We start from the raw sequence: 26,077 nt of genomic DNA on the forward strand, positions 1-26,077 counted from the left end.
TTAACCCAGGTACTGATCTATCCCCTGGCTGCACCAGACGCTCTTGCTGGCAATGGTCTCATGGAGAATGCGGTCATTGATGGCCAGGCGTGCCCTGGTGTTCATCGGATGAAAGAGGTGGTAGCCCAGGGCGAAAAACTTCAGGTTCTGACGTCGCACCCCTGAGTTGAGCAAACGGGCGGTGAATTCGGAGTCTTCCCGCCCCCAGCCGATAAACTCCTCGTTAAAGCCGTTGATCCGAACGGCATCCTCTTTCCAGAAGGCAAAGTTGCAGGTCTTGATCCCCTTGATCCGACGACTGCGCCAGGAACAGAGCCGGGCCAACAGGGGGGAGCGCAGACAGTTCTTGTGATTCTGCACCCCTGGGGTCAAAATCCCGACCTCGACCCTGCCTGTCTCGAGAATCCGAGTCGACAGCTCCTGGTTGAGCAGCACCCTGGTTCCCTGGACAAAACAGTCTCTGCGGGCAGAGCTGCAGTGATCTTCCACAAAGTGCCTTTCCAGGATAATGTCGCCGTCGATCAGGATGATATAGCCACCCCGCGCCCTGGCAATGGCCTTGTTGCGGCTCTTGGCCAGGCGAAAGCCCTTATCCTCCTGCCAGGAGTGGACGATCTTCACCCCGGCCTGGGCCTGGACCCTGCGCACCACCTCGGCGGTTGCCTGGGTCGAGCCATCATCGGCGACGATAATCTCCAGAGGCGGTCTTGTCTGCGCCAGCACACTGTGCAGGGAGGCCTCCAGGGCCTGGGGCCAGTTATAGGTGGTGAGGACAATACTGACCTGGAGCTCAGGGGTGATCATAACACCCTCCCTCCAACAGGGTACGCACAGCCCCCTGCACCTGGGCAACCGAGATCCCTTTCATGCAGCTCCGGTGGCTGCAGCTGCGCTGGCGGCAGCAGAGACAGTCCAGGCCAGGCGCCTGGACAATACGATGCTCCACTCCGTAGGGTCGGACCCGTTCGGGATGGGTAGGGCCAAACAGGGCCACCACCGGGGTCTGTACCATGGCGGCGATATGCATCGGGCCGCTATCCAGGCCCACATAGACCCCGGCCCGCTCCAGCAGGGCCGCGGAGCCGGGAAGAGTGAGTCTGCCGGCAGCCACCATGGGGGTCTGCACCATCCTGCTGACGATCTCCCGGATATAGCCCTGATCCTTGGGACTGCCGCCGAAAACCACCTGGAGCCCGGAGGCGATGAGTTGGTCCGCCAACAGGGCCCAGCTCTCCACAGCCCAGAACTTGGTCTGCCAACGGGCCGCTGGATTGGCATAGACCAGGGCTGGCCCGCTCTTATCCCCCTGATGGCTGCGAAGAAACTCTGCAGCCTGCTGCCGGTCCTCATCCCTCAGGCAGAGGTGGTAGTCCTCCGGCCCGGCAGGACACTCCAGAAACTCGGCAAAGAGCAGGTTCTTTTCCAGGGCATGGACCCTCGCCTCGGGATTTTCGAGATGTTGCTGCTGGAACCAGGTATTCAACTCCCTGGCATCGGCAAAGCCGATGCGCAGCCCCCCGGGATTCATCCGGGAAAAGAGGCCGCTGCGAAAGGAGGCGTGCAGGTCAAGGATCAGGTCATAGGGGGCTGCCCTGAACTCCCTGCGCAGGGCGGCCAGGGTGCTGCAGCTGGCCTTCAATGCCCTGAAATAGACCCCTGGCTCGGCATCCGGATCACTGGTTGCAGGGATGGATACCGGATAGACCCGGTCCACCGCCTGATCACGCTCCACCAGGCCGGCAAAACCCTGATCCACCACCCAGCCGATGACACAGTCGGGATGATGCCGTTTCAGGGCATGGGCCACAGGCAGGGCATGGATGACATCCCCCAGAGAACTCTGCTTAATCAGCAGCAGTCGTTTATTGCTCAACTCCATAGATCACTCACTTCTGCACCCGGCAAGTTCCTTGAGTGCCTCAATATGTTGTCCGGTTTCCAGCTGATGTCGGCCTGCAAATCCCGGCTCCACCAGCCGGGGCCGTAAGCCGGCGATCACTCCAGCCAGGGTCGCCGGGGCATTATCCGCCACCACCACCCCGTCCCCCGGCTCCAGGAGCTCGGCAGCCCCCACCGAGGCCGTTACCAGCACCGGAGTCCGGCAGTGGAGGGCCTCGGCCACCACCAGGCCAAAGGGCTCATAGTGGGAGGGCAGCACCAGATAGTCCACTGCCTGGTAGAGGCTTGCCATATCCTCCACATAACCGAAGAAGCGTACCCTGGGGTCGGCAGGATAGCCCCGACCGGGATCTCCGACAACAATAAGCTCGTGGGAGGCAGGGTCAAGCCCTTTATAGGCCTGGAGCAGCTCTGCCAATCCCTTGCGCTTGTGACTCATGGAGGGGAAGAGCAGGGTCAACTTGTCCGGGGAACAGCCGAACCTGCCGGCAGCTGATGTCCTGGCGTCCTGGTCCACCTGGGCGAAGCGTTGGCCGTCTATGGGAGGATAGAGCACCTTGATCTTGGCTGGGTCCACCGGATAGTGGTGTTCAATCTCCTCCTGAATGGCCCGGGAATGGGCCACAATCCAGGGAACCCCGGAAAACATGGCGCCCTCGTAGCGGGTTTCAACACGATCGTGGATCGATCGATACCAGCCGCGCCTGCCGGCCCTGAGCACCGATTGGGGGTGTACTCCGCCGACAATGGCCACATCCTGACAGGAGGTCCTGGTAAGGCTCAGGGAGAGGTCATAGTCGCCTCTCCTGAAGCCCCGATTCATCCGCTTCAGGAAATAGTATTTGCGCAGCCGCCTGGGCAGGAGAAACAGGCGCATCTGGTGGATGGTACAGTCATAGCTCCCGGCCAGCTGGTGATCCAGCTCATAGGTGTGGACATGAACCTCATCACCGGCCTGGAGAAACCCATGGACCAGGGTCAGCAGGTACGACTCCATGCCGCCGGAGGTCTTGAACTGGTTATGGATCAGTGCTACTTTCATGGCGCATCTCGTGGCTAAAGGAGCGATAGAGCTGTGCTACCAACCGATACTTGGCAAGCTTCAGCCGCCGCAGCTCTTCCCTGCCGGGCAAGGGGGGAAGGCAGCGCAGGGAGAGCAGACGCCACCAGGCCTGGAGGCGACGGGCCCTGACGATTCGTTGCCTGAGCTCCGGGGGATAGTGGAGCCTGAAGAAGAGCAGTTCGGCTCGAATCTTTTTCTCCAGCACGGCTGCCGGTGTTGTGCTTCGCTCGCTCTGCCCCTCCAGGTGGGTGATCACGGCATCCTCGATCAGCCCGAGCCGATAGCCCGCCTGACGGACCCGCAGACAGAGGTCGATATCCTCGCCATAGAGGAAGAAACGCTCGTCAAAGCCACCCAGTTGAGTCATCAAACCCTGCCGGGCCACCATCCCTGCACCCAGGACCCAGGCAATCTCCCCGGGTAGGTCATCGTGCAGCCCCCGGCTGTAGCTGCTGCCGGGGTAGGAGGGTTCGGTGGAGTGATGGCAACTGCCATCGGGATCAGTGATCCTGACCCCGGCAAGCCCAAGCTGCTGCTCAGCGGCCATGGATCTGCGGATAGCTGCCAGGCAATCCGGATGGACCCGGGTGTCCGGATTCAGGAAGAAGACCAGATCAGAACGGCAGCGGGCCAGGGCCTGGTTATTGGCCGCCCCAAAGCCGAGGTTCTCCTGATTGGCGATCAGCTGCACCTCCGGATAGCGGTTCCGGACGAGCTCCGCACTACCGTCGGCGGAATCATTATCCACCACAAAGAGCTGTTCCAGCTCCCGACCCTGGCTGAGGAGCGCGTCCAGACAGGCAGGAAGGAGGTCGACGGTGTTATAGCTCACCAGAATCACTGAGATGGTCGGCTGCATGACTAGGCACCACCCTGATCAGTTAGAGGGGAGCTCTGCTTATAGAGCACCGCTGAAAGGAGGGAAAAGAGGAAGCCGGTCTGGTAGACCACCAGATAGGATTCGGTGAGCATGATCACCAGGAAAAAGAGCGGAAAGGCCTGGCCAAGGCGCTCCAGCCCATCCCGATCCCGCCCGGCCTGGCGAAACTGAGCAAAAAAGATGGCCAGCAGGGCGCACAGGCCCAGGGCACCGTAGCTGGCGGCGGCCAGCACGTACTGATTGTGGGGGTTGTCCGTGGGGGGGACCTGGGGAGAGCGTTGCTGGTTGATCCGGGCATAGGCCGCCTTAAAGTCTCCGGTCCCCACCCCCATGAGGGGTGCTGCCTTGATCATTTCCCAGGAGTTCTGCCAGTAGTGGAGCCGAAAGCCCACCGAGGTCTGGGGGTTGAGCTCAAACTGGCGGATCTCCTCACAGGCCAGATCCACCCGGGCCTTGAACATGGGGCTCAGGAGATAGCTGCCGCTGAAACTGAGGGGCAGGAGCACCGCCACCAGGAGCAGGGCAGCGACCAGCTGTCTGCGCAGAAGCTGGAACAGGTAGAGGGCCAGGAGGGCAAAAAAAACCAGCTGGCCGGCTCTGCCCTCGGTGATAAACATATTGAAGACCATCACCCCCGCAAGGCACCAGCCGGCCAGGCGCCAGCCTCCCCTGGGCCTGCCCCAGGTCAGCTCATGGCAGAGGGTATAGATGGCAAAGGCCAACAGGGGATTATAGACCACGTGGAAGGTCTTCTTGGTCAGGTGCTCCGGGGAGACATCGGCGTAGTGGAGCAGGTCAAACCAGGCCAGATAGGTCATGGCCATGGCCACGGAGATCCCGGCGAGAAAGGCGGCCAGGTACCATCTCCGCCGCTCATAGATCACTGCGGTCAGGAACAGGGGCATCAGCATGATCTTCCAATGCTTACCCAGCCACTGGATACCGGTTCGGAGGTCTTCTGCCCAGAGCAGCCCGACCACCATCAGGAGGAGATAGCCGACCACCGCCAGACAGACCGGATTGGTGCGGATCTCTGTGAACTTTTCCAGATAGCGCCCCTCCAACAGCCAAGAGAGACTCACCAGGATGGCCAACACTGAGATGGCCGAGGTGGAGAGCGGCAGGCAGAAGGCGAGCAGGAGCAGCAGCCAGAAGTTAAGCCGGCTGAACCGATCAGGGACAGAAGCGGAGGACATGGCCTGGGACTCCATCTTTTCAGTGCGCGTACTGAAGCTGGTACAGGGATTGATACTCACCATCTGTGGAGAGCAACTCTTCGTGGCTGCCGCTCTCCACCAGTCGCCCCTCCTTGAGGACCACGATTCGATCGGCATTTTTGATGGTGGAGAGGCGATGGGCAATGACGATGGTGGTACGGTTCTGCATCAGGTTATCCAGGGCACGCTGCACCTGTTGCTCTGACTCGGTATCCAGAGAGGAGGTGGCCTCATCCAGGATCAGGATAGGGGCATTCTGCAACAGGGCCCTGGCAATGGAGATCCGTTGCTGCTGCCCTCCGGAGAGCCGGGCACCGGATTCGCCCACCACGGTATCCAGCCCCAGGGGGAGCTCCTGGATAAAGTCCAGGGCATAGGCAGAGCGGGCCGCGGCCAGGATCTCCTCATCGCTGCAGGCCTCTACCCCGTAACCGATATTGTAGCGGATGGTATCGTTGAAGAGGATGGTCTGCTGGGTGACCATGGCGATCTGCTGGCGCAGGGAGTGCACGCTCACCTCCCTGATGTCGATGCCGTCAACCAGGATGGCTCCACTGCTGACATCATAAAAGCGGGGAATGAGGTTGGCCAGGGTACTCTTGCCCGAGCCGCTGGGGCCGACCACGGCCAGGACTTCACCACGGCGAACCGTCAGCTTGATCTGGCGCAGCACCGGTTCATCCTGACCATAGGCAAAGACCATATCCCGGAACTCGATACTGTTGCGAAAGGGCTTGAGCGCTACCGGGGCAGCGCTCTCTCTGACTTCCGGCTGGATATCCAAGAGGGTAAAGATCCGTACTGCCGAGGCCATCCCCGACTGGATGGTGGAGTTCAGCTTACTCACGCCCTTGACCGGCTCGTAGAGCATGACCAGAGCGGTGAGAAAGGACATGAAGGTACCTGGGGTGGAGTTGCCGTTCAAGACCTGCATGCCGCCAAACCAGATAATCAGGGCCATGCCGATGCCGCCGAGGAACTCCACCAGGGGATGGGCCAGACAGCGAAACCTGGTCTCACTCATCAGAATCTCAAACAGCTTCTCCATATGGCCGCTGAAGCGTTGCTTCTCAAAATCCTCCATGCAGAAGGCCTTGACGATCCGGGTGCCGCTGATGGTCTCATGGAGTTGGTTGGTCGAGGCCCCCAGATGCTGCTGGTAGCGGGTACTGATCCGACGGAATTTTTTCCCAAACACCGTAATCGGTACCGCTGCCATGGGAATGAAGATCAGGGAGATCAGGGCCAGCCGCCAGTCCATGTAGAAGATCACCCCCAACAGCCCGATCACCGTAAAGAGGTTGCGCAGGAGGTGGATCAGGGCATGGGAGACCGAACCCTGAAGCATGCTGACATCGTTGATGATCCTGGAGATGAGTTCCCCGGTGGCGTTCTTGTTGTAGAAGGCCATGCTCAGGTCGTTGAGGTGGGCGTAGATCGTGGTCCGCAGATCCCGGATCACGGACTGGCCCACCCACTCCAGGAGGTAGGAGTAGATAAAATAAAAGATCCCCTTGATGAGAAACACGGCCAGCAGCATGATCGGCAGCAGGTTCAGGAGGGTGGGATCTTTCTTGAAAAAGATCTCATCCAGGAGCGGCTTCACCATGTAGGCCTGGGCCGCATTAAAGGCGGCCACCACCACCATGGCTCCCATGGCCACAAGCAGCTTCATCTTATAGGGCTGCAATACCACCAGCAGCCGGCTGGTTACTTCTTTTGTTGTCATCATCTCTCTAGGTAAAATTATCGTAATCGCCAGGTTGCCGGGGGCGACCGGCTTTAGCCCAGCTGGACCAGGGTGTGAAAGGCCCGCTCCACCCTGCCGGTGGAGAGCAAATATTTCCAGTAGTGCTGACGCAGATAGCTGCCGATAAAATTCACCACCGGCGTCACCACCCGGACCTGGCCCCAACCCGGCTGCCAGACCCGCGCCTTCTTCTTTCTGCCGTGAATGCTGAGAGTGGGAACCCCCAGGCAGGAGGCCAGGTGCCCGCCGCCGGAGTCGTTGCCGATAAAATAGCCCGACTCGTAGAGGTAGGCGGCGCATTCCGTCAGGGAGGCAAAGCCCAGCAGGGGAAATTCGGTGCTGAACAGGGGCTGCCAACAACACAGCTCCTGCTCACTCATGACGATCACCGGTTCATAGCCCTGGGCGGCAAGTCTTCGGGCCAGGCGGGAAAAACGCCTGGGCAGCCAGTTTTTGCTCTCCTCCGCGCTGGTGGGGTGGAGACAGACCCGACGGGGATATTTCCCTCCCACCAGGCCGCCTGGAGGGGTGATACCGTTGGCCAGGACCGGTTGATGGCCGGGAAAACAGTGACCGCAGACCACGGACATATTCTCCACCTGGGTAAGCTCTTCCTGATGCCGGGCCATATAATCCACCGTCTTTGCAGCGAGTAGTGCTGCCAGCGGCTCTGGCAGGGATCCTGACCAGAAAAAAAGCTCAAAGGGGGGCAGGACCGAGGCAAAATCGTCCACCGCCAGGGAAGGTTGAACCCGATGGCCGGGAAACCACTCCCTGAGTTGGCAGATCACGTTACTGTAGACCGTGGTCTCATAGCCCAGAAGACGGGCATTCTCCAGGAGCACCATTTCAATCAGGTTATCCCCCAGACCATATCCTCCCACCAGGGCCACTGGTTGCGATGCCATCAGGACAACCCCTTTTCGTAGTTCCCGGTGAACAGCTCCTGCGGGGGAGCATTGCCGTGCAGCAGCCCGGCGACCTCCAGGGTAGCGCGCCGCAGATTGGGGTAGCTGAGATCCAACACAAAGTAGCCTACCCCCATGGTCATCATCTCCTGGACCTGGCCCAGGAGCACCAGGGACTGCTCTCCATAGACCCGGGTCAGCCCGCCTGTCCGTTCCAGGGTATAGGGCTCCCCCTTGGGACTGACAATGTTCTTTTTCGCTTGGAGATGGGGGGCTTCCAGTCGGGCGGTAAAGAGCGGCGGCCGGCCATAGACATACATCCCAACCTCCATATTCCGGAGGGCAGCCGGCTGTTCCCTTTGCCACCGTTTCCAGCTGCCCAGCGCGGCCTGGAGGGTTGTCCGGTCTGTTTCAAGGGAGAAGAGCATCCCGGCCAGTCCCTGCCGGGCCCCCTCCACCAGGGCGGAACTGTTCAGAACGTTCACCGTATAATCGGCAAACAACTGCAGTTCATCCTCTTTCTGAAGATGATCCTCAAAAAAGAGCACCTGGGAAAGGTGCCCCAGTTGAAAACTGCTCAAACCTGCTCCCAGCAACTCGGCCACGGCCTCCTGATACCAGGCCTGATCCTGCTCATGGATGACCGGGGGCAGCATCCAGATCAGCTGGGAAAAGATCCGCGCCGCCCTGGGTCCGACCCGGCGAAGTTGTTCCAGGGTAAGGTGGTTGAGGGGCACCAGGACCCTTGCTGGCCGGACCGGATACCCCTGCCTGGCTGCGGGCAGGCCACTGAGCCGGACCCACCACTGGGGCCGATTCCGGCTGATCTGTCTGGATTTTTTCCGTCCCCTGGCTGAGGCTGCGCTCCTGCCGGGGGAAGCGGACGGGCGGCTGCCTGTGGTCCAGTGCATGGCGGCTGCCACCCGGCTGAGCTGGTCACGATCTGGTTTCGGCTGCATCCCTGGCAGGACTCTAACCAGGCTCCGACCGCTCTCCCGTCTGCGCCGCCCGCTGACATCCACCAGAAAGAGGAGGCCGGGACCTGCCTTTTTCCGCCCCTGGGAGACGGATCCGGAGACCTCCAGCTCCACCGTTTGACCGGCAGCCGCATGGCTGGTCGGGCGATTCTTATGGTGCAGGCCCTGCAGGGTAAAGCTCTCGCGCACATCACCATGCTCACTCTGAAAACGGAGACGATCCCCGCTCTTGAGCCCATGCTGGAGGGTCAGCTGGTAGCTGCTGACCCGGCCGGAACCGCTCTTCTTCACGGGTCTGGCCTTGCCCAGGAAGATACCGGCCACCCCGCTCTGCCGGGGTTTGATGATCCCTCCATGGTTGTCGCTGAAAAAGCCTGGGGTGCGCCGGCGGCCCATGGCCTGATCCAGGAGGAGACTGGCCTCCTGCTCAACCTCCTTTCTCAGCTGGGCAGGGGCCCCAAGGTGATCCAGGCAGAGGCGGTAGGCCCGCACCGTCTTGCGCACATACTCCACCGACTTCAACCGTCCCTCTATCTTCAGGCTGACCACCCCCATGGCTGCAAGCTGCTCTAAGAAACTGATACCGCAGAGGTCGCTCATGGAAAAGAGGAATCCTCCCTTCTGCCCCCCCTTCTGCGCTCTGTTGGCCGTGGTCCGACCGCTCCCCTTGCCCCGGCGGGCGGACTGCTCGTTATAACGACGTCGACAGGGTTGAACACACTGCCCCCTGAGGCTTGATTTTCCGCCATGCATGCTGGAGAACAGACAGAGTCCCGAGTAGCTGAAGCACATGGCCCCGTGGATAAAGACCTCCAGACGAGCACCGCTCTCCCGGCCGATGGCATGGATCTCTGCCATGCTCAACTCCCTGGCCAGGACCACCCGTTCAAAGCCGGCCCGGCTCAAGAAACGGGCAGCCGTGGTATTGTGCACCGACATCAGGGTCGAGGCATGGAGAGGCAGGGTCGGAAAAAAGGTCCTGGCCAGGTGGAAGAGGCCCAGGTCTTGGATAATCAGGGCATCCGGCTTGATGGCGGCCAGGATGCTTAAAATCTCCAGCGCCTGCTCCTGCTCCTGCTCCTTGACCAGGGAATTCATGGCGATATAGATCCGCTTGCCCCGCTCATGGGCGGACCTGGTCATGGCAGCAAGCTCAGCCATGGAAAATTCCTTGCGAAGGTCCCGGGCATTGAAGCCGGGAGCACCGACATAGACGGCGTCGGCCCCCTCCTCCAGGGCCCCCTCAAAGGCAGGCAGGGTTCCGACAGGGGCAAGCAATTCCAGGGAAGAGGTAGACGCAGACAGGGGGGAAACATGCATGATAAGCTATGATACCGATAAAAGAGACCACCAGAGGCGGCAAAGGAGGCTGGAGGGCTAGAGCCCTTCGTTCAACAACATGGGTGGGTAGTCCAACGGCGGCATGGGCAGGATAAAATAAAAATTATTTCCCTGCGGGGTGGGCTCGTAGCCGGCAACGCCGCCATGCATCTCCACAACCTGGCGGATAAAGGAAAGGCCATGACCGGTGCCGGGAATATCTTCACATCCCTCTCCCCGCACCCCCTCATGGAAGAGATGACTTCCCTCTGTCTCCGTCATCACCGGACCGGTGGTAAAGACATTAAATTTAATGCCCTTGTGGCCCTTGGTCGGAAAGTCCTGGATAATCTCCCGGCCATAGGCCATGGTCTTGCGAGGCTTACCATTCTGGTCGATGATCTCCCGGGTATACTTGGCAGCATTGGAAAAGAGATTGGCATAGACCTGGGCCAGCAGACCGATATCGACCAGGACCGAGAACTCTTCATCCACCATGTTACGTGGCTTTTCCACGGTCACCCTTGCTGCCTTGAGCCTGCTGGCATAGTGCTCCAGTTGCTGGGCGATCACCTCTTTTTCAATAAAACAACGCTTGGGCCGAAGCACCAGGTGGCCCCGCTCAAAATGTTCCCGCCGGAAGAGACTTTCCAGAAACAGACTGGTACTGGTGTGATGTTTGACAATCTCCTGGTGATAGCTCAAGAGGTTATCCTGCAGTTCCTGAAGCTGTTGGCAGCACTGCCGGCATTCGCTGCGATCACCGGGGTGTTCCAGAAAGGCTTCAATCCTCCCCTTCAAGCCGGAGAGCTCCAGGATCTTTTTTTTCAGTTGATTATAGAGGTGGCGGAAATACATGTTGGGCACAATGATGTTATGCTCAATATCCACCACCAGGGTATTGATAAATTTCAAATGTTCAATATTCTGCAGGGCAATCAGACGATTATCCAGGTTATAGCCGATACGGTTGGCATACTTGATAAAGAAAAACTTGTCTGCCTCGGAAAAGCCCTCAAACATCCGCACCTCATATATCCCCAGGGTACGCCCCTCTTCACAGAGGCCCTTGACGTCGTTCCAGAGGGTGGTCTGACGCTGCTGTCCTGCCCCAGGGCCGCTGTCAGGGCTATGGTGCTCAAAGGGCTGCTTACTGAAAATCGGGATCATGAATGAATCGCCGACCTCATAGGGACTCTCGTGCATCTGAACCAGGAAGGAGGCGGGTTCCGGCTCGGCCAACACACCGCGTTCACTGGAGCAGACCAGGGCAAGGCCCTCTTCCGTGCCCCGGCAGATATGGAGTGCACTGCTGACCCCGATCATCTCCAGGGGCACCGCGACACAGACACGGTAAAAATCCTCCAGGGTGTCATACTCCTGGGCAAGGTCAAAGAAGGCCTTGAGAAAATCGTTGTGATGCTGAGAAAAATTATACTGCTGGTAATTTTGGGACTTCTCTTGAACCCGCCGGCAAATCCTGCGCAGATCTGAGGGTATCTGATGTTGCTGTAGCTCGGTCATAATGCGTCGTGGCACTGATCAATAAATTGCTGGAACCCAGGGGGTCATCCTTCGACCTCCCAGCCCGATCTCATCCCTTGGGGACAGTGTACCATGAACCGGCTGTAAAAATCCAAAAAAACAAGCACTAAGATCGCGAGACCAGGACCAGGACCAGGGCAGGATTCTCCAGCAGCCGCTGCAGGCGCCCTTGAATCATCGCTTTTTCCGCCCATCCCTACCCCATATTCCGTCCTGTGCCAGCATAGGACGGGTTGCATTCCCGGAGCTGAACAGAGAATCTGACTCCATCAAAAGATGCTGTACGCTCCCCCAGCCACAACCCTAAGGCCTGACCAAGCCCAACGGACTCGGCAGATCCGACTCGCGCCAAGCCCAGGGAACCTTACTGCTCCGATGGTGGTCAAGGAGCACAGGGCTGCTGCCAGGCTGCGGCCTACCTGCCAAGGCAGACCAGACCCAGACGCTTCACTGCCGGGAAACCACCACCTCATCCCGGCCCCCATGTTCCTCCAGGAGCACATCAATCCGCTCCCCCTCGGCGCCTTTGACGCTCATGCCGATATAATCGGGCTGAATCGGCAGCTCCCGACCACCCCGATCCACCAGGACCGCCAGCTGAATGGAGCGGGGACGGCCGTAGTCCATGATGGCATCCATGGCAGCCCGGATGGTCCTGCCGGTGAAGACCACATCATCCACCAGGATGACCCTGCGGTCCTCCAGAGCAAAGCCGATGTCTGATTTTTTGACAATGGGATTCTGAGAGATCAGACTCCAGTCATCACGATAGAGGGTGATATCCAGGTTGCCGATGGGCAGGGCCAGTTGCTCGTAGGCCTCGATCTTGCGGTGGATCCGTTCCGCCAGAAACACGCCGCCGGTATGGATTCCCACCAGGGCAAGTTCAGCCACCCCGTGATTGCGTTCCACAATCTCCAGGCTGATCCGGTCAAGACTCCGCTCGATATCCTGTTGGCCCATGATGGTCTGTGTCATCAGCTCTTCTCCACTCTGTTCCAGAAAAAATTCACACCCTTGGCATCAACCAGGTTGATGGCCGCAGGATAGACCTCACACTCCTTGGCAAAGACCTTGGCCGCTATCTCGTCGGGCCCATCGTCAAAGTCCAACTCCACACAGCGTTGGAGGACAATGGGACCCTGGTCATACTCCTCATTGGCAAAATGAACGGTGCAGCCGCTGACGGTACAGCCCTTGGCCCTGACCGCCTCATGAACATGGTGGCCATAGTAGCCCTTGCCGCAGAACGAGGGAATCAGGGAGGGATGGATGTTGAGCACCGCCCGTTCCAGCCCCTTGGGCGGGGCATAGAGCTGGAGGTAGCCGGCAAGAACGACCAGGTCGATCTCATAGTCTGCCAGGATGGTATTGATGGCCTTGTTATCCCCGGCGTGGAAGGCAGGGTAGCCATATCTTCCGGCCTTTTCCAGCCCCAGGACTCCAGCCACGTTGGAGATCACCACCTGGATCTCTGCCTGGAGCTCCCCGGCCTGGATCCGCTCATGGAAGTTATCCAGGGTCCGGCCGCTACCGGAGAGCAACACTGCCAGTTTCTGCATCCTCACGCTCCCTTGAAATAGGGTTCTTCAGCCACCTTCACCGTGGAGAGCCAATCGGCAATGGCCCGATCATAGTCGGCGGTCAGGGCAAAGACCTTGCAGGCCAGCTGAAAACGGGTGACCAGGGTGGTCGTGCCCGCCTCCTTCAGCTCAGCAATGACCCGAGGGTAATCGGCAGGATCGACAATCACGGTGACATCGTGAAAATTTTTGGCAGCGGCCCTCAGCAGGGTGGGACCACCGATGTCTATATTTTCAATGGCATCTGCAAAGCGGCAGTCCGGTTGGGCCACGGTCTGTTCAAAGGCATAGAGGTTGACCGCCACGATATCGATGGGCACAATCCCGTGGGCTGTGCACTGCCGGCAGTGCTCCTGATTGGCCCGTTGATGCAGGATTCCCCCGTGGACCTTGGGGTGCAGCGTCTTAACCCGGCCATCGAGCATCTCAGGAAAACCGGTAAAGTCGGAGACATCGGTAACAGCGATGCCGCTTTCCCGCATTTTTTTGGCAGTACCGCCGGTGGAAAGAATCTCGACGCCCAACGCTGCCAACTCACGGGCAAATCCTTCAATACCGCTCTTATCGGTTAAGCTGATCAGCGCTCGCTGAACCTGTTTCATAACTCTTCTCCCTCAATACCCCTAGGCTTTGTTGAATGTTGTTGTGCTGACAATCTCGGCAGCCTGCGTCTCTCTTTTCCAGAAGGACAGAGCCCCGGAGAGACGCTCTGAGCTGTGCAACCCTGGCCTGCCGCGCAGGATGGACAAGACCCCCTACTGCTTCTTGATAAATTCACGGATCTTCCGCCGCTCCCGCTTGTCCGGGCGACGATCTGGCCTGGCGGCAGCTGCCGTAATCAACCGCCGCTCGGCCCGGAGCTCTTCCCGTCTGGCCATGGAGGCGGCACTCTCTTCATAGAGCAACCGGGCCTGGCTGGCCGGCCCGCGCCGATCATGGAGCCCCAAGACCTCCACCGAGAAACTCAGCTCCCCTTTACGGATCTCCAGGCTGTCACCGATCTGGATCAAGCGTGCGGGTTTCACCCGCTGACCGTTGACATGGACATGGCCGCCGCTCACCGCCTTGGCGGCCAGTGATCTGGTTTTAAAAAAGCGGGCTGCCCACAACCATTTATCGAGTCGAACTTTTTCCATGACAGTACACCGAGCCATAGAGGCCACCTTGAAAATTTGCTTTTCCTTCCAATCTTGGCCTTGCTTTCAAAATTTTACCCTCGGAATATCAGCCATATGCCTGCGGGAAAATTTATCGCGCGCCTTAGCCATGATCAAAAAATCTATTTTTCATGGTACCCCAGAGATTTAAAGAGAGCAGATCTACCATATTCTCTGCGATCCATCAAACAAAGAACTCACCTGAGGAGTTACCCCCCCTTTCCTCCCCTCTCCCCCAGCCACGCCTGCTGTGGCCGGAGAAAATCCGCCCGAGGCAACAAGGCCCTTGCTCCCCTGTGAAAAATACAGTATGTGCAGCAGGTACGGGTCGCTCTACCACCGGCCGTCGCCCTGGAACCGACCCTCCTCTAACCCTGGATCACCACCAGCAGCATGCACAGCACTACAGACAGATGACTCTCAAGACCGTCGGTATCCACCAGCTGACCCGCCCGATCTCCATCAAGACCAAGGACGGGGCCCTTCAACAGACCGTTGCCACCATTGAGCTCGACGCCCTGCTTCCCCACGAGCGGCGCAACTCCTGTATAGAGGTCATGCTCCCCCTGTTGGCCGATTTTGCCGAAGATATTCATGTCGGCAACTTCCCGGACCTTCTCCATACGGTCCAGGAACGGTTGCAGGCCAAGGAGGTCCGGCTGACCCTGACCTTTCCCTACTTTATCGATAAACAGGCCCCTGTCACCAACACGGCCAGCCTGATGGAGTACCAATGCTCCCTCACCGGCACCTCCCGACAGGCCCACTCTCCCCGCCTGACGGTCACGGTTCCGGTGACCACCCTCTGTCCCTGTTCAAAGGAGATCAGCACAGCCGGAGCCCACAATCAACGGGCCGAGATTACCCTGGCGGTACAACCCCGCCGTTTCATCTGGCTGGAGGACCTGATCAGCCTGGCCGAGGAGTGTGGTTCCTGCCAGGTCTACGCCCTCTTGAAGCGGCCCGATGAAAAACATGTCACCGAGACCGCCTATGACCAGCCAATGTTTGTCGAAGATGTGGCCAGAATGGTTGCCCTCAAGACGATCTCCCTCCCAGGCATCGACTGGTTCTCCGTAGGGGTGGAGAGCTTTGAATCTATCCACAAGCACAGCGCCTACGCCTATATCGACAGCAGCGACCTGGAGAGTCTCCGTTCGCCGCTCCCCTGACCCCGCCGCTGGCCAGCCAAAGCGCTAGCCATCCCTGCCTGCCGGTGGAAAACGCGCCCTGGGGGGACAACCAGTTCCTCTCCTAAAGGAAGGAGCCTGGCCAAAACCGACAGATACTTTTCTTGTCCCGACGGCCCTGTTCATGGTATTCATGGCTAAGCTGTCCACCTCTAAGCTGTCCACCTCTTGCCGAGTACCAGATGATTATCGACCTGCGAAAATCCTCCCGAAAAGCCGATTTCATGCCCCTTGCCATCCATGCCGTCAACGGCGTCGACGGTAACCCCCTGGCCGGCCCCTTTTCCGGCCGCATTCTCGACTTCTCCAAACACGGCGCCTGCCTGCTGATGACCCAGGTGCTGATAGGACCCTACCATATCTATCATTCCACCAAGGATAACGATTCCAACCTGCTCCAACTGAAAATCACTCACCCGCCGGAACTCTACGAGCTCATCATCCCGGCCCGACCGGTCTGGATAGCACCCTTTCAGCGCCAAGAGATCCGTGCCTATAAGCTTGGGGTCGAATTTATGGTCAGCCCGGACGGTAAACAGATGCAGATGATAACAGCGGCCATGGAGAAGGGACAGCAACAGCGCAGCAACTGGTGGACCCGGACCTGGGACCTGATCCAGCAAAAAAAACAGTGATCAGGGGCTCACGGCTGGTGGAAACCCTTTGCCAGCTGCTCAACTTCGTCGGCCACGGACGACATAGACCGGAAGCGGTGTCTCGATCCCTCGCAGCTGCACCTCCTCCAAACGATCCAGGGCATAGGAGGCGGCCAGATCCCGTTGCACGGCTTCGGTGAGGTAGATACTGCACTGACTGGACTCTGCGGCAAGCCGCTGGGCCAGATTGACCTCATTGCCGATCACGGTATAGTCAAACCGCCGACTTGAGCCCACGTTCCCTAAAAAAACGCTCCCGCAGGTCACCCCGATACCCAGGTCCAGGTCGACAAAGACCTCACTCTGCTCCAGCCAGTGGAGACGGAGCTGTTCAAAACGATGCCTGATCGTCAGGGCCGCCTCCACAGCAGCCTGATTGGCCGCAACATTCTCCACAGGCGCCCCAAACAGGGCCAGGACGGCGTCCCCCATGAACTTATCGACGCTGCCCTGCTGCTCAAAGACGGTCTCGGTAAAGATATTAAAGAAGTCGTTGAGAAAGGCACGCAGGATACCGAGTTCAAGGTGCTGCACCAGGGTGGTAAAATTACGGATATCGGCAAAGAGGATGGTGACCTCCTGGATGTCACCCAGCTGCATGAGGTCCGTATCCCTGGCCAGGAGCAGAGCAGCAACCTCAGGGGCCATATACTGTTCCAGCAGGGTCTGCAGGCGGGTGTTCACCTGGAGCTGGGTCAAGGCCCGGACATTTTCCAGGGCCATGGCGGCCTGGGCAGAGACCACACTGACCATCTCCATATCGGCCTCGGAGAAGCGCCTGTCCGTGGCCTGCTGACTGATATTGAGTACCCCGATGATCTTTTCCCGAATGACCAGGGGACAGGAGATGGAGGAGACGATATCGGGGCGCTGGAGAAAGGGAGCAAAGATGGAGTCTGCCTGGTCCTCCCGGTTAAGGATCACCGGTTTGCCGTGGCTGAAGACCCAGCCCGCTATCTTTTCACCGGGCTGGAGACAGATAGAACGGACCAGCTCCTTATCCAGACCACGGGAGGCCGCAATCTGCAGACAGGAACGCTGCTGGTCAAAGAGCAGGACCGAGAGATTACTGCAGGGGGTCAGCTCGGAGACCGCTGCCAACAGACCGTCCAGCACCTCCTGTTCACTGCTGGAGGAGAGAAACTGCTCACCCAGACTGTAGAGGGGCAGCAGGGTCCGTAAGCGGGTATTTTCCTCCTGCAAACGGACCCGTTCCCAGACCTGAGCCACCACCCGGACCAACTGCTCGGTCTGCACCGGCTGGGGCACGACCCCCAAAAAACCCTCTGCCAGGGCGGTGTTCAGGGCCTGGGTATCAGCGGAGGAGCTCAACAGAAACGCTGACAGTCCGGGACTGATTTCCTGCAACTGCCGGAGGAGCTTGCCGGCAGCGACTCCGGGCAGGTCGTCGGCGAGCAGGGCCAGATACACCTCCTGCCGGCTGACCATGGTCAGGGCCTCTTGCTCGCTGACGCAGGTTACAACGCTGTACTGGTCCAGGGCCGAGCTGATTGCCTGGGCCTGATCAGGAGCGGTTATCAGGAGAAGACTATAATTCATAGGTCCTTGAAAAAAAAAGAGGGTTGTTCCACCCTATCATTTTGGACGAGAGGACGCAAGCCATGGACCCGGCCCCCCTGAGACGCACCTTGACGACGCGGTCCGCTCCGCTCATAATAGAGGGTACTGAAAGAAGGGTACCTTGAAAAATTCGATTTTTCGATCAAGGTCAAGGCGCGCGATAGATTTCACCGTAGGCATATACTTGATATTCCGAAGATAAAACCTTGAACGCAACGCCGAGATTGGAAGAAAAAACATTTTTTCAAGGTGGCCAGAAGACGCCATCGCTTACCAGCGCTGTCCCCTCTTTCCACCCCAACCATCCCTTCCCATCGACAGGAACCCATCATGACCACACCGCAGCCAAGAAGTTTCATTCCCTGCTGGCTCTGGCTGAGCTGCCTCCTGCTCGCAGCTCCGGCCCTCGCCGCCCCAACCACCTTTAACCTGCTCTATAGCAATGATCTCCGCGGCGAGATAGCCCCCTGCGGTTGAGGCTCGGGGAAACTGGGCGGTCTGCCCAGAAAAATGGACCTCATCAACCAGCTGAGCCGTACCTCCCCCAGCCTGGTGGTGGACGGCGGCAACCTGCTCTTCTCCTCATCTCTGCCAAAGCCTGTCCCTGCCGGGCGAGGAAACAATGCAGCGATCATCGCCCAGGCCTACCTGGCACCATCCCAGGCCCTGGTTGCCGTGGGCCCCTATGACCTGGCAGGAGGCACAGAGCTGCTGCTTCAGTTGGCCCGACAGTTCCCCCTCAGGCTGCTCTCCGCCAATCTGGTGGACCAGACTACGGCTGAACCCCTGTTTTCGCCCTACCAGCAACACCATCTTGGAGAACTCAGGATAACCGTGATCGGCCTTACCGGCCCTGCGCTAAACGGCGCCCCGGCCGGCAGCAGGATTCTCTCCTGGGAGGAGGTGCTCACCCCGCTCATCACCAAGACTGACCTGGAGAGTGATCTGACAGTGCTGCTCTCCAGCTACCCTCCAAAGGAGAACCTGAAGATTGCCCGGCGCTTTCCCACCATCCAGATCCTGGTGCAGTCGGGTCATGCGCCGGCCAACCGGCCTCCGCGCCTGGTGGAGAACACCCTGATCTGCCAGACCGGCAGCAGAGGCCAATACCAGGGCGTTCTTGAGGTGGAGTGGAAGGGCTCCGGCCGCTGGCATCACGACACCAGAAGAGAGCAGGCCCGGCTCGCCGGCCGGCTCAAGATCATCAATCAACGGATCGCCGCCCTGGAAGGCGGAGAGGCCGACAGCCTGGACAGGCAACTGGCCGACACCCTCCTTGCCAGGGAAGAACTGAGCAGACAACTCGACCAACTCCGCGCCCAGCAGGCAGAGACGCCGCTCAAGGGGATGAGATACCGCAATCGATTCATCGCCCTCTCTGCACGCCTTGGCGACGACCCGGACACGGCAGCCCTGATCACCACCCTGCAAAAAAAACGTAAGGAAGCTGAACAAGCAGCCGAAGATTGAGCCGGGGAAGGGCTCTGCCGCCGGCCGGCAGGATCAGAAAAGAAGCTCCGGCTCATTGCCTGGAAAAAAAAAGGGCATATCTCCCGGAGGAGATATGCCCTGCTACGAGGCTCGCTTACAACTGAGGAACTAGAATACCTGCTGCAGGTTGGGCACGGTCTGCTTCTTCCGGCTCATCATGCCGTCGATCCAGGCGGTGTTGCCTTCCAGCTTGACATCAAAGGCTTTTTCCACCAGTTCCGGCTCATCGGAGAGGACCACCAGGTCGGTTCCCTCTTTCACCACATCGGTGAGCATCAGCAGGATGGAGTGACGACCATCGGCCTTCATCTCTTCCATGGCCTTCATCAGATCACCACGCATATCGGCGACCTGGTCAAGGGTGGCCAGCTCAAGCTGGCCAACGCCGACCTTCTTGCCGTTCATGTCAAAATCTTTGTAGTCGCGGTTGACCAGATCCATGGCAGGAACACCGGCCACAGCACTCTTGGCCTTCAGCATCGCCATGAACAGTTCATCGGTGTCGGTAACCCCGGCGATCTCGGCCAGCTCAGCAACGGCCTTCTTGTCGGCATCGGTGCAGGTGGGGGACTTGAAGTTCACGGTATCGCTGAGGATGGCGGCCAGCATCAGTCCGGCAACCTTGGCATCGATGGCAACGCCGTCCAGGTCAAAGAGGACCTTGAGCACGGTACCGGTACAACCAACAGGCATGTTGCAGAAGAAGATGGGGCTGTTGGTGGTGACATCACCGATCTTATGGTGGTCAACAACCGCTACCAGCTCGCCCTCGCTCAGGTTGTCAGGGGCCTGGGTCAGGTCGCTGTGATCCACCAGGGCCACCTGCTTGCCGGCGGCATCGGTCATGATCTCAGGCATGGCCACCCCAAAACGCTCCAGCACGGTAACGGTCTCAGGGTTGGCCTGTCCCTGCATCACAGGAACGTAATCTTCACCCTTGGCCTTCATCAGCTCTGCGTAGGCGATGGCAGCGGTAACAGAATCAGTATCCGGGCTCTTGTGACCAAAAACATAAACAGACATAACGTTATTTCCTCCAGAAACTTAATGAGATAATACGGTAGTAGACCTTGTTTCCCGCTCGATCCTCCACAGAACCGAGAAACAATAAAATTGAACGATATTATAACGTTCATTTATAAGCGTCAAGAGGAAAAACAAAAACAACTGTTAATATGGCTAGTTGTCCGTTATCGTGAACAAAAATTCATACCCGCCCAGATCGCCGCTGCTTTTCCTACCCCGATGGACTGCAATCTGCTAAACTGACAACAAGAAAAAGTGTGAACCAATCGCCGATCAGCCCGATCTCATCCAGCCCATCAACCCCGCTACGGCCTATGCTCGACCCAGAAGAAGCGCAACCTCCCCAGAGGCGATCATCGCCATCCAGGCTACGCCTTCCCCTCCTGCTGCTGAGCCTGCTCATGGCGAGCCTGGCCATTGCGGCCCTCTTCCTCCAGCCATGGCAGCGGCCGCAGGAACCCTCCGAGGCCCCTCCCCTCTCCCAACAGCCTCCAGCCAGCCTGGGGTTAGCTGCACCCGAGCCGGCAGAGCAGGCAACGGAGGCCGAGAGGCGAGAGGCGACGGAGAAGAGTCCTCTGCCTCCAGGGGCTGCTCCAGCGGCCCAGCCCACCCCTGGGCAGGGGACCGGCGAAATCCTTGGCCAGGAACCATCACCCGGATGCCCTGAGCTGGGTCTGGCCCTCACTCAATTCTTCACATCCCTGGACAGTAAACCCTATATCCAGGCCATGGCTTTGCAGGATTCCTGCCAGCAACATTTCATTACCCTGGCCGACAAACTCCTCACCAACCCGCCGGTGGTCTCCAGGGAGACCGATGACCTCTTTACCCTGCTCACCAACATGGCCCACTTTTTCCGGATCATAGGTAAGGATAACATCCTCCTGATCAAGAGCATTCTCCACCGGGAACGGGACCTGATCGAAGACATCGGCCTGGAGCTCTACGCCTGGCTGCTCAAAGAACGGTGCCGGGATCCACAGTTTCCGTTACAGGCCTCCCTGGAACAGCTCTATGAGTATGCGGGATTTTTTCTCAACACCATGGGCGGACGCTCCTACCTGTTCCGGCGGGATTCCAGATCACGCCTCCTGGTCAGCTACTACGCCATCCTGATCGTTGACCGGGCCAACCAGGCAGGCCTGAATCGGCACGGCATCAACCTGGTCGAACCACTGCCCCTGCTGGTCAACGAAATAGAGGCGACCAATCAACTGATCTATAAAGAACAGTATCTTGATCGCCTCTACCTCTTACTGGAAAGCTACCAGTAACGGCCGTACAACAAAAGAAGTGCAGGCACAGCCCCTCTGCATGCCTCCTTGGGAGATTAATCCCGCGCGCCGCCAAAGAAGCGCAGCAGCATCAGAAAGAGATTGATAAAGTCCAGATAGAGGGCCAGGGCGCCGATGATGGCTCCCCGTTGAATGGCCGCCTCCCCCTGCTCCATAATTCCCTGCTCTCCCATGGTCTTGATCTTCTGCACATCATAGGCGGTCAGGCCGACAAAGACCAGCACCCCGATCACCGAGATGGCCCAGTAGAGGCTGGAGCTGTGGAGAAAGATATTGACCACCGAGGCCAGGATAATCCCGATCAGGCCCATAAAGAGAAAGGAGCCCATCCCGGAGAGATCCCGCTTGGTCACCATCCCATAGGCGGCCATGGCTCCGAACATCCCGGCGGTGATCAGAAAGGTGCCGCCGATGGAGGCCCGGGTATAGGCCAGGAAGATGGTGGACAGGGTCAAGCCGTTGAGGGCGGAATAGCCGAGAAAGAGGGCGGTGGCCGTCCCTGGCTGGATCTTATCCACCCGGGCCGAGAGGAAGAAAACCAAACCCAGCTCTGCCAGGATCAGGATGATGAACAGCGGACTGCTGGCAATGGTCAGGGCCAGGCCGGAGGCCGCCGTAAAGTAGGCCAGACCGCCGGTCAGGGCCAGGCCGATGGCCATCCAGTTAAAGACCTTGGCCAGGAAAACCGTCGAGGCCTCCTGCTGGGCCTGGGCAAGGGTCATGGAATGGGATCTTGTCTGCATGGTGATACGCTCCTTAAAAGAGTTTTATTCAACAGGCCCTCACCCTCAACTCTTCCCACCAGCGTGGGCCGTTCCAGGGCGAGGTATTCATTGAGCTAACCTTGGTTCGCCTGCATCACGGGATTTCCCGATCAAGCTCTGCCGCGCCTAGACTCTGCACATCTTCAAAACTGTACCACAGCCGGATATTTCCAGGATAGTTTTTTCAGCGCAGCTCGAGATTGAGAGCAGGACCGGATCCAAGGATACCATCTTGGGGCTACTTTGAAAAATGAGATTTTTCGATCAAGGCATGGTGAACGTTTTAGCGCAGGCATCCTCCTGCTATTCAAAAAAACTGTGAGCACAACCCAGAAACCAAAGGAATCGGCCCTGTTTTCAGGTGGCCTTTGATGCCAACCGTAGAGTAGTAGGGTAATCATTATCCCTGCCCAGGGCAACGGCAGAAGCAGCGACTTCTAGTCCTGCTCTCCCTTCTGATCTGGACCTTGGCTTCGTCTCCGGGAGCAGGGAGCTGATCGTTAATAGGCGCCCTTGCCGCTGAACATACAGCGCACGGTCTTGGCAATGATGATCAGATCGGTGCGCAGGGAGTAGTTGAGCACATACCAGTCGTCCAGCTCCACCCGCTCCTGGTAGTTGACCATATCACTGCGCATCATCACCTGCCAGGGGCCGGTTATCCCGGGCTTCATCGAGCAGTAGCGCCCGGCACTCTGCTCACCGTTGCCCTTATAGTAGGCCTCCAGCTCCTTGCCCACAATGGGCCGGGCCCCGACCACACTCATCTCTCCCCTGAACACATTAACAAACTGGGGCAGCTCATCCAGGCTGGTGCGCCGCAGAAAACGACCGATCCTGGTAATCCGGGGATCATCCCTGAGCTTGAAGTGGAGTTCCCATTCAGCCCTGGCCGCAGGATCGCCTGCCAAGAGCTGCTCCAGCTGCCGCTCGGCATCGACCACCATGGTGCGAAACTTCAGACAGGAGAATTCCCGCCCCGTGGCCATGATCCGGCGGTGCCGGTAAAACACCGGACCAGGGCTGTCCAGCCTGATCACCAGTGCCAGGAGCAGAAAGAGCGGACTCCCCAGGAGCAGCACCAGGGAGGAGAAGATCAGGTCAAAGGTCCGCTTCCACTGCCGGTCCGGATTAAAATTCAGGACCAGCATCTCGCCCAGAGACTGGATCTCGGCATGATGGAGGCCAAAGATGTAGAGATCCGGCACCAGCAGGATCTGGGCCCCCAGATCCCGACACTGCTGGAGGAGTCCGAAGATCTTGCGCTCCGCCCGCATGGGCAGGGCGATATAGACATAGTCCACATCATGCAGCCGTAAAAAGGACTCCACCTCATCGATCCTGCCCAAAAGCGGCTTGTTCAACTGGGCCAGCTGTTCCTCCTGCTCCAGCTTGTCATCAAAAAAGCCGATGATCTCGATCCCTGCCCAGGGAATCTCCTCCAGCTGTCTGGCCATCCGGATGCCCAGATCCCCTGCCCCGACGATCACACCATGGCGGATATTCTTGCCCTGACTGCGGTAAAAACGAAGCAGCTTCCGCACCAGCAGGTGACTGCAGAAAATCAGAAAGGGGGTGGTCACGCTGAGGAGGATGAAGACCGTCCTGGAGTAGGCGATGGAGATCTTAAAGATAAAGAAGTAAAAGAGGAGAAAACCGATCACCGCCCCCCAGGCCTGGAGGATCACCAGAAATTCCCGGTAAAATTTCCAGCCCCGCCAGGAACGGTACATCTGAAAGGAGTGAAAACTGAGGAAGGAGGCCGCAAAGAGAAGAAGCTCCAGCCGGGTATAGTAGAAGGTCCAGGGTACCTCATAGATCCAGACAAAGAACCAGAGGAAGAAGCAGACCAGCAGACAGTCAAAGATGTGCAAGAAACGATAGATGACCGAACTGCGTTCCCGCAGATTCAAGGAGAGTAAGGGGGCCATGAAAGAATACCTGTTTATTTCCACCAGCGATGGTGCATACTGAAAAAACGGGCCAGGCTGCGTGGCAGCAGGGCCTGTCTCCTGCCCAGGAAGTAGGCAATATATTTCAAGCCATTGCGCAGCAGGCTGAAAGGGATGAGACCATATCTCCCCTGGTTGAGGAGAAATACCATCTCGGAACGGACAAAGCGTTTGCCCGCCCCTGTGGGTTGACCGAAATGGGCCAGCAGCTCCGGCTGAAGACTGTGGAGGGCGCCGATGTCAAAGTAGCGCTTGAACTCCTGGACCAGGGTGTAGTTATGGGAGTGATAGACCCGGGCATCTCCCACATAGCCGACCAGATAGCCCCGTTGGAGCAGGGCAGCCACGGTACAGGTGTCCTCGCCAAAGAGGATGTTGTCGGGAAAATAGTCGACCTCGGCCAGCCTGCTCTTGCGGTAGGCGGCAAAGGAGTTGGAGATAAAGATGGTCTTAAAGCCGTGAACGGCCCGGTCCTCCCAGGACCTGACCCAGCTCTCTTCAGGGTAGTTGAACAGCCTGAGGTGCTCGCTGAAGGGGCTGGCATCAACATTGGCCAGCTGGCGGCCATAGCTGGCCCCAAGGGAGGGCTCCGCGAGCAGGGGGCCGAGCAAACGCTCCAGGGCCTCCTCATCGGCGGGAATGGCATCCTGGGTCAGAAACACCAGGATTGAGCCGCTGGCCCGGCTCGCTGCCATGGTCCGGGTGCCGCCATGGTCAAAGTCGGCTGCCTCGATCTCCACCAGGGTCGTGGGGTAGCGTTGGAGAATCTCCCTGGTTCGGTCTGTGGAGCCTGAATCCACCACCAGGATCTCAGCCAGGGGGATCGTCTGGAGCATCAACATCTTTAAGAGCGACTCCAGCCATGCTTCGGCAAAGTAGGTGGGGATGATCACCGACACCGACTCGCCCGGGGGCAGTGGTGTTGCCGCCTGGGTGGCTGGGTTCGGTTCAACCATCCGGCTCACAGTCCTAGCCCCCGTACCCCCAGGTACTTGACCAGGGCCCAGAGGATATAGCAGGAGGGGTGCTTACGGTAGAGCAGGATCTCGTTTTTTGCGGCGATCCTCCGCAGCGCCAGGGACATCCGGCTGCGCCGTCGCTGCCAGCCGCGGCCATGATAGACCTGCAGTTCAGGTGCATAGCCGATCTTCCAGCCCTGTTTACGCAGGCGCAGGCTCAGCTCGATATCCTCCTTGTAGAGAAAAAAGTCAGGATCAAAGACCGCGCCCCCGTCCAGGGCGACCTGATCCAGCGCCGTACGCCGACAGAGCATGAAGGCCCCACAGGCGGCCGGAACCTCCTCGGCCCGGTCAAACTGTCCCCGATCCTCTCTCCCCTGGCCACGGTCATACCAGCGGCCATACCAGCTACGGAAGATTCCGGTGGAGTCGAGCAGGCCGGTGGGCCGCCCCTGCTCGATATCATAGCCCAGCAGGCGAGCGGTGAGACAACCGACCTCCGGCTGGGCAGCCATCAATCCCACGGCCTGCTCCAGGGTGGTGGCGGCCATGAAGGCGTCGGGATTGAGGAACAGGATCAGCTCAGCCTCGACCGGACAGAGGGCGTAGCCCAGGTTGTTAGCCCGGCTGAACCCCAGGTTGGCCTGTTTCTCCAGGCGAAACCCATACGCTTCCTGGAGACGATCCAGGTACACGCTGGAGCTTGAGCCCGCATCCACCACCACCGTGGAGAGACTTTGGAGGCTCTGCTCAGCCACTGCCTGGAGGCAGGTTCCGAGCACAAGGCCGGAGTTATGGCTGACGATCACCGTGGCGACTGAGGTCATGGCGGATAAGAGGGCGCAGGTAGGACGATTCAAGGTA

At 58.9% G+C, this 26,077-nt stretch carries 23 protein-coding genes and 1 pseudogene; 5 read left to right on the forward strand and 19 right to left on the reverse strand.

Going from position 1 to position 26,077, the window contains the following annotated elements; genetic code table 11:
- The 13 genes and pseudogenes from G494_RS0101275 to G494_RS0101335 form a co-directional block, all read right to left on the reverse strand.
- Nucleotides 1–804, reverse strand: coding sequence for a glycosyltransferase family 2 protein (locus G494_RS0101275; protein ID WP_028583066.1), 804 nt, complete (start codon nt 802–804; stop codon nt 1–3).
- Nucleotides 791–1,879, reverse strand: a complete 1,089-nt coding sequence (locus G494_RS21365) for a glycosyltransferase family 9 protein (protein ID WP_051305203.1) — start codon at nt 1,877–1,879, stop codon at nt 791–793. Before G494_RS21365 ends, G494_RS0101275 begins: the two co-directional genes overlap by 14 nt.
- Before the next feature lie 3 nt (nt 1,880–1,882).
- Nucleotides 1,883–2,941, reverse strand: coding sequence for a glycosyltransferase family 4 protein (locus tag G494_RS0101285; RefSeq protein ID WP_028583067.1), 1,059 nt, complete (start codon nt 2,939–2,941; stop codon nt 1,883–1,885).
- Nucleotides 2,919–3,821 carry a glycosyltransferase family 2 protein gene (locus G494_RS0101290; RefSeq protein WP_028583068.1) on the reverse strand — a complete coding sequence of 301 codons (903 nt, stop codon included), beginning with the start codon at nt 3,819–3,821 and terminating at the stop codon, nt 2,919–2,921. Before G494_RS0101290 ends, G494_RS0101285 begins: the two co-directional genes overlap by 23 nt.
- A gap of 2 nt (nt 3,822–3,823) precedes the next feature.
- Nucleotides 3,824–5,101 carry an O-antigen ligase family protein gene (locus G494_RS0101295; protein WP_028583069.1) on the reverse strand — a complete coding sequence of 426 codons (1,278 nt, stop codon included), beginning with the start codon at nt 5,099–5,101 and terminating at the stop codon, nt 3,824–3,826.
- Nucleotides 5,058–6,791, reverse strand: a complete 1,734-nt coding sequence (gene msbA, locus G494_RS0101300) for a lipid A export permease/ATP-binding protein MsbA (protein ID WP_332307516.1) — start codon at nt 6,789–6,791, stop codon at nt 5,058–5,060. The genes G494_RS0101295 and msbA overlap by 44 nt, the downstream gene beginning before the upstream one ends.
- Nucleotides 6,792–6,841: 50 nt before the next feature.
- A complete protein-coding gene (locus tag G494_RS0101305) occupies nt 6,842–7,717 on the reverse strand; it encodes a glycosyltransferase family 9 protein (protein WP_028583071.1) in 876 nt (291 codons plus the stop codon).
- Nucleotides 7,717–10,014, reverse strand: coding sequence for a peptidase U32 family protein (locus tag G494_RS24955; RefSeq protein WP_084456256.1), 2,298 nt, complete (start codon nt 10,012–10,014; stop codon nt 7,717–7,719). The genes G494_RS0101305 and G494_RS24955 overlap by 1 nt, the downstream gene beginning before the upstream one ends.
- A 57-nt stretch (nt 10,015–10,071) precedes the next feature.
- Nucleotides 10,072–11,538, reverse strand: a complete 1,467-nt coding sequence (locus tag G494_RS0101315; protein WP_035245044.1) for a sensor histidine kinase — start codon at nt 11,536–11,538, stop codon at nt 10,072–10,074.
- Nucleotides 11,539–12,006: 468 nt separating this feature from the next.
- Nucleotides 12,007–12,540, reverse strand: coding sequence for a bifunctional pyr operon transcriptional regulator/uracil phosphoribosyltransferase PyrR (pyrR, locus tag G494_RS0101320; protein ID WP_028583073.1), 534 nt, complete (start codon nt 12,538–12,540; stop codon nt 12,007–12,009).
- Nucleotides 12,537–13,121 (reverse strand): phosphoribosylglycinamide formyltransferase, encoded by a 585-nt coding sequence (gene purN, locus G494_RS0101325; protein WP_028583074.1) that lies wholly within the window; start codon nt 13,119–13,121, stop codon nt 12,537–12,539. Before purN ends, pyrR begins: the two co-directional genes overlap by 4 nt.
- A gap of 47 nt (nt 13,122–13,168) precedes the next feature.
- Nucleotides 13,169–13,744 (reverse strand): annotated as a pseudogene (locus tag G494_RS0101330) (IMP cyclohydrolase); the annotation flags it as partial.
- Between the two features lie 153 nt (nt 13,745–13,897).
- Nucleotides 13,898–14,296: an RNA-binding S4 domain-containing protein gene (locus G494_RS0101335; RefSeq protein WP_232362456.1), complete on the reverse strand. Its 399-nt coding sequence runs from the start codon at nt 14,294–14,296 to the stop codon at nt 13,898–13,900.
- Nucleotides 14,297–14,595: 299 nt separating this feature from the next.
- Between G494_RS0101335 and folE2 the strand changes: the two genes are divergently transcribed.
- On the forward strand, nt 14,596–15,471 hold the full coding sequence (folE2, locus tag G494_RS21375) for a GTP cyclohydrolase FolE2 (protein WP_232362457.1): 876 nt from the start codon (nt 14,596–14,598) through the stop codon (nt 15,469–15,471).
- A 200-nt stretch (nt 15,472–15,671) separates the two neighbouring features.
- Nucleotides 15,672–16,124, forward strand: a complete 453-nt coding sequence (locus G494_RS0101345; RefSeq protein WP_028583077.1) for a PilZ domain-containing protein — start codon at nt 15,672–15,674, stop codon at nt 16,122–16,124.
- Nucleotides 16,125–16,163: 39 nt separating this feature from the next.
- Here G494_RS0101345 and G494_RS0101350 read toward each other — a convergent pair whose 3' ends face one another.
- Entirely contained in the window at nt 16,164–17,705 is a 1,542-nt protein-coding gene (locus tag G494_RS0101350) for an adenylate/guanylate cyclase domain-containing protein (RefSeq protein ID WP_028583078.1), read from the reverse strand.
- Nucleotides 17,706–18,056: 351 nt separating this feature from the next.
- Here G494_RS0101350 and G494_RS26545 point away from each other — a divergent pair, with 351 nt between their 5' ends.
- Nucleotides 18,057–18,203, forward strand: coding sequence for a hypothetical protein (locus G494_RS26545; RefSeq protein ID WP_153305715.1), 147 nt, complete (start codon nt 18,057–18,059; stop codon nt 18,201–18,203).
- Nucleotides 18,204–18,236: 33 nt separating this feature from the next.
- On the forward strand, nt 18,237–19,196 hold the full coding sequence (locus G494_RS0101365; RefSeq protein ID WP_028583079.1) for a bifunctional UDP-sugar hydrolase/5'-nucleotidase: 960 nt from the start codon (nt 18,237–18,239) through the stop codon (nt 19,194–19,196).
- 129 nt (nt 19,197–19,325) lie between these two features.
- On the opposite strand, the gene G494_RS0101370 is transcribed toward G494_RS0101365, so the two are convergent.
- On the reverse strand, nt 19,326–20,240 hold the full coding sequence (locus G494_RS0101370; RefSeq protein ID WP_028583080.1) for a manganese-dependent inorganic pyrophosphatase: 915 nt from the start codon (nt 20,238–20,240) through the stop codon (nt 19,326–19,328).
- 317 nt (nt 20,241–20,557) lie between these two features.
- On the opposite strand from G494_RS0101370, the gene G494_RS0101375 reads away from it, so the two are divergent.
- Nucleotides 20,558–21,517, forward strand: coding sequence for a hypothetical protein (locus G494_RS0101375; RefSeq protein ID WP_153305716.1), 960 nt, complete (start codon nt 20,558–20,560; stop codon nt 21,515–21,517).
- A 56-nt stretch (nt 21,518–21,573) separates the two neighbouring features.
- Here G494_RS0101375 and G494_RS0101380 read toward each other — a convergent pair whose 3' ends face one another.
- The 4 genes from G494_RS0101380 to G494_RS0101395 all read right to left on the reverse strand — a co-directional run bounded on the left by G494_RS0101380 (nt 21,574) and on the right by G494_RS0101395 (nt 26,073).
- Entirely contained in the window at nt 21,574–22,281 is a 708-nt protein-coding gene (locus G494_RS0101380; RefSeq protein WP_028583082.1) for a Bax inhibitor-1/YccA family protein, read from the reverse strand.
- A gap of 521 nt (nt 22,282–22,802) precedes the next feature.
- Nucleotides 22,803–24,233, reverse strand: a complete 1,431-nt coding sequence (locus G494_RS21380; RefSeq protein WP_051305205.1) for a sugar transferase — start codon at nt 24,231–24,233, stop codon at nt 22,803–22,805.
- A gap of 14 nt (nt 24,234–24,247) precedes the next feature.
- Complete coding sequence (locus G494_RS0101390) at nt 24,248–25,210, reverse strand: glycosyltransferase family 2 protein (protein ID WP_051305241.1); 963 nt, start codon at nt 25,208–25,210, stop codon at nt 24,248–24,250.
- Nucleotides 25,211–25,215: 5 nt separating this feature from the next.
- Nucleotides 25,216–26,073, reverse strand: a complete 858-nt coding sequence (locus G494_RS0101395; RefSeq protein ID WP_153305717.1) for a glycosyltransferase family 2 protein — start codon at nt 26,071–26,073, stop codon at nt 25,216–25,218.
- Nucleotides 26,074–26,077 lie beyond the last annotated feature (4 nt).

This window comes from Desulfogranum mediterraneum DSM 13871 (assembly GCF_000429965.1).
Classification (GTDB): Bacteria; Desulfobacterota; Desulfobulbia; order Desulfobulbales; family Desulfobulbaceae; genus Desulfogranum; species Desulfogranum mediterraneum.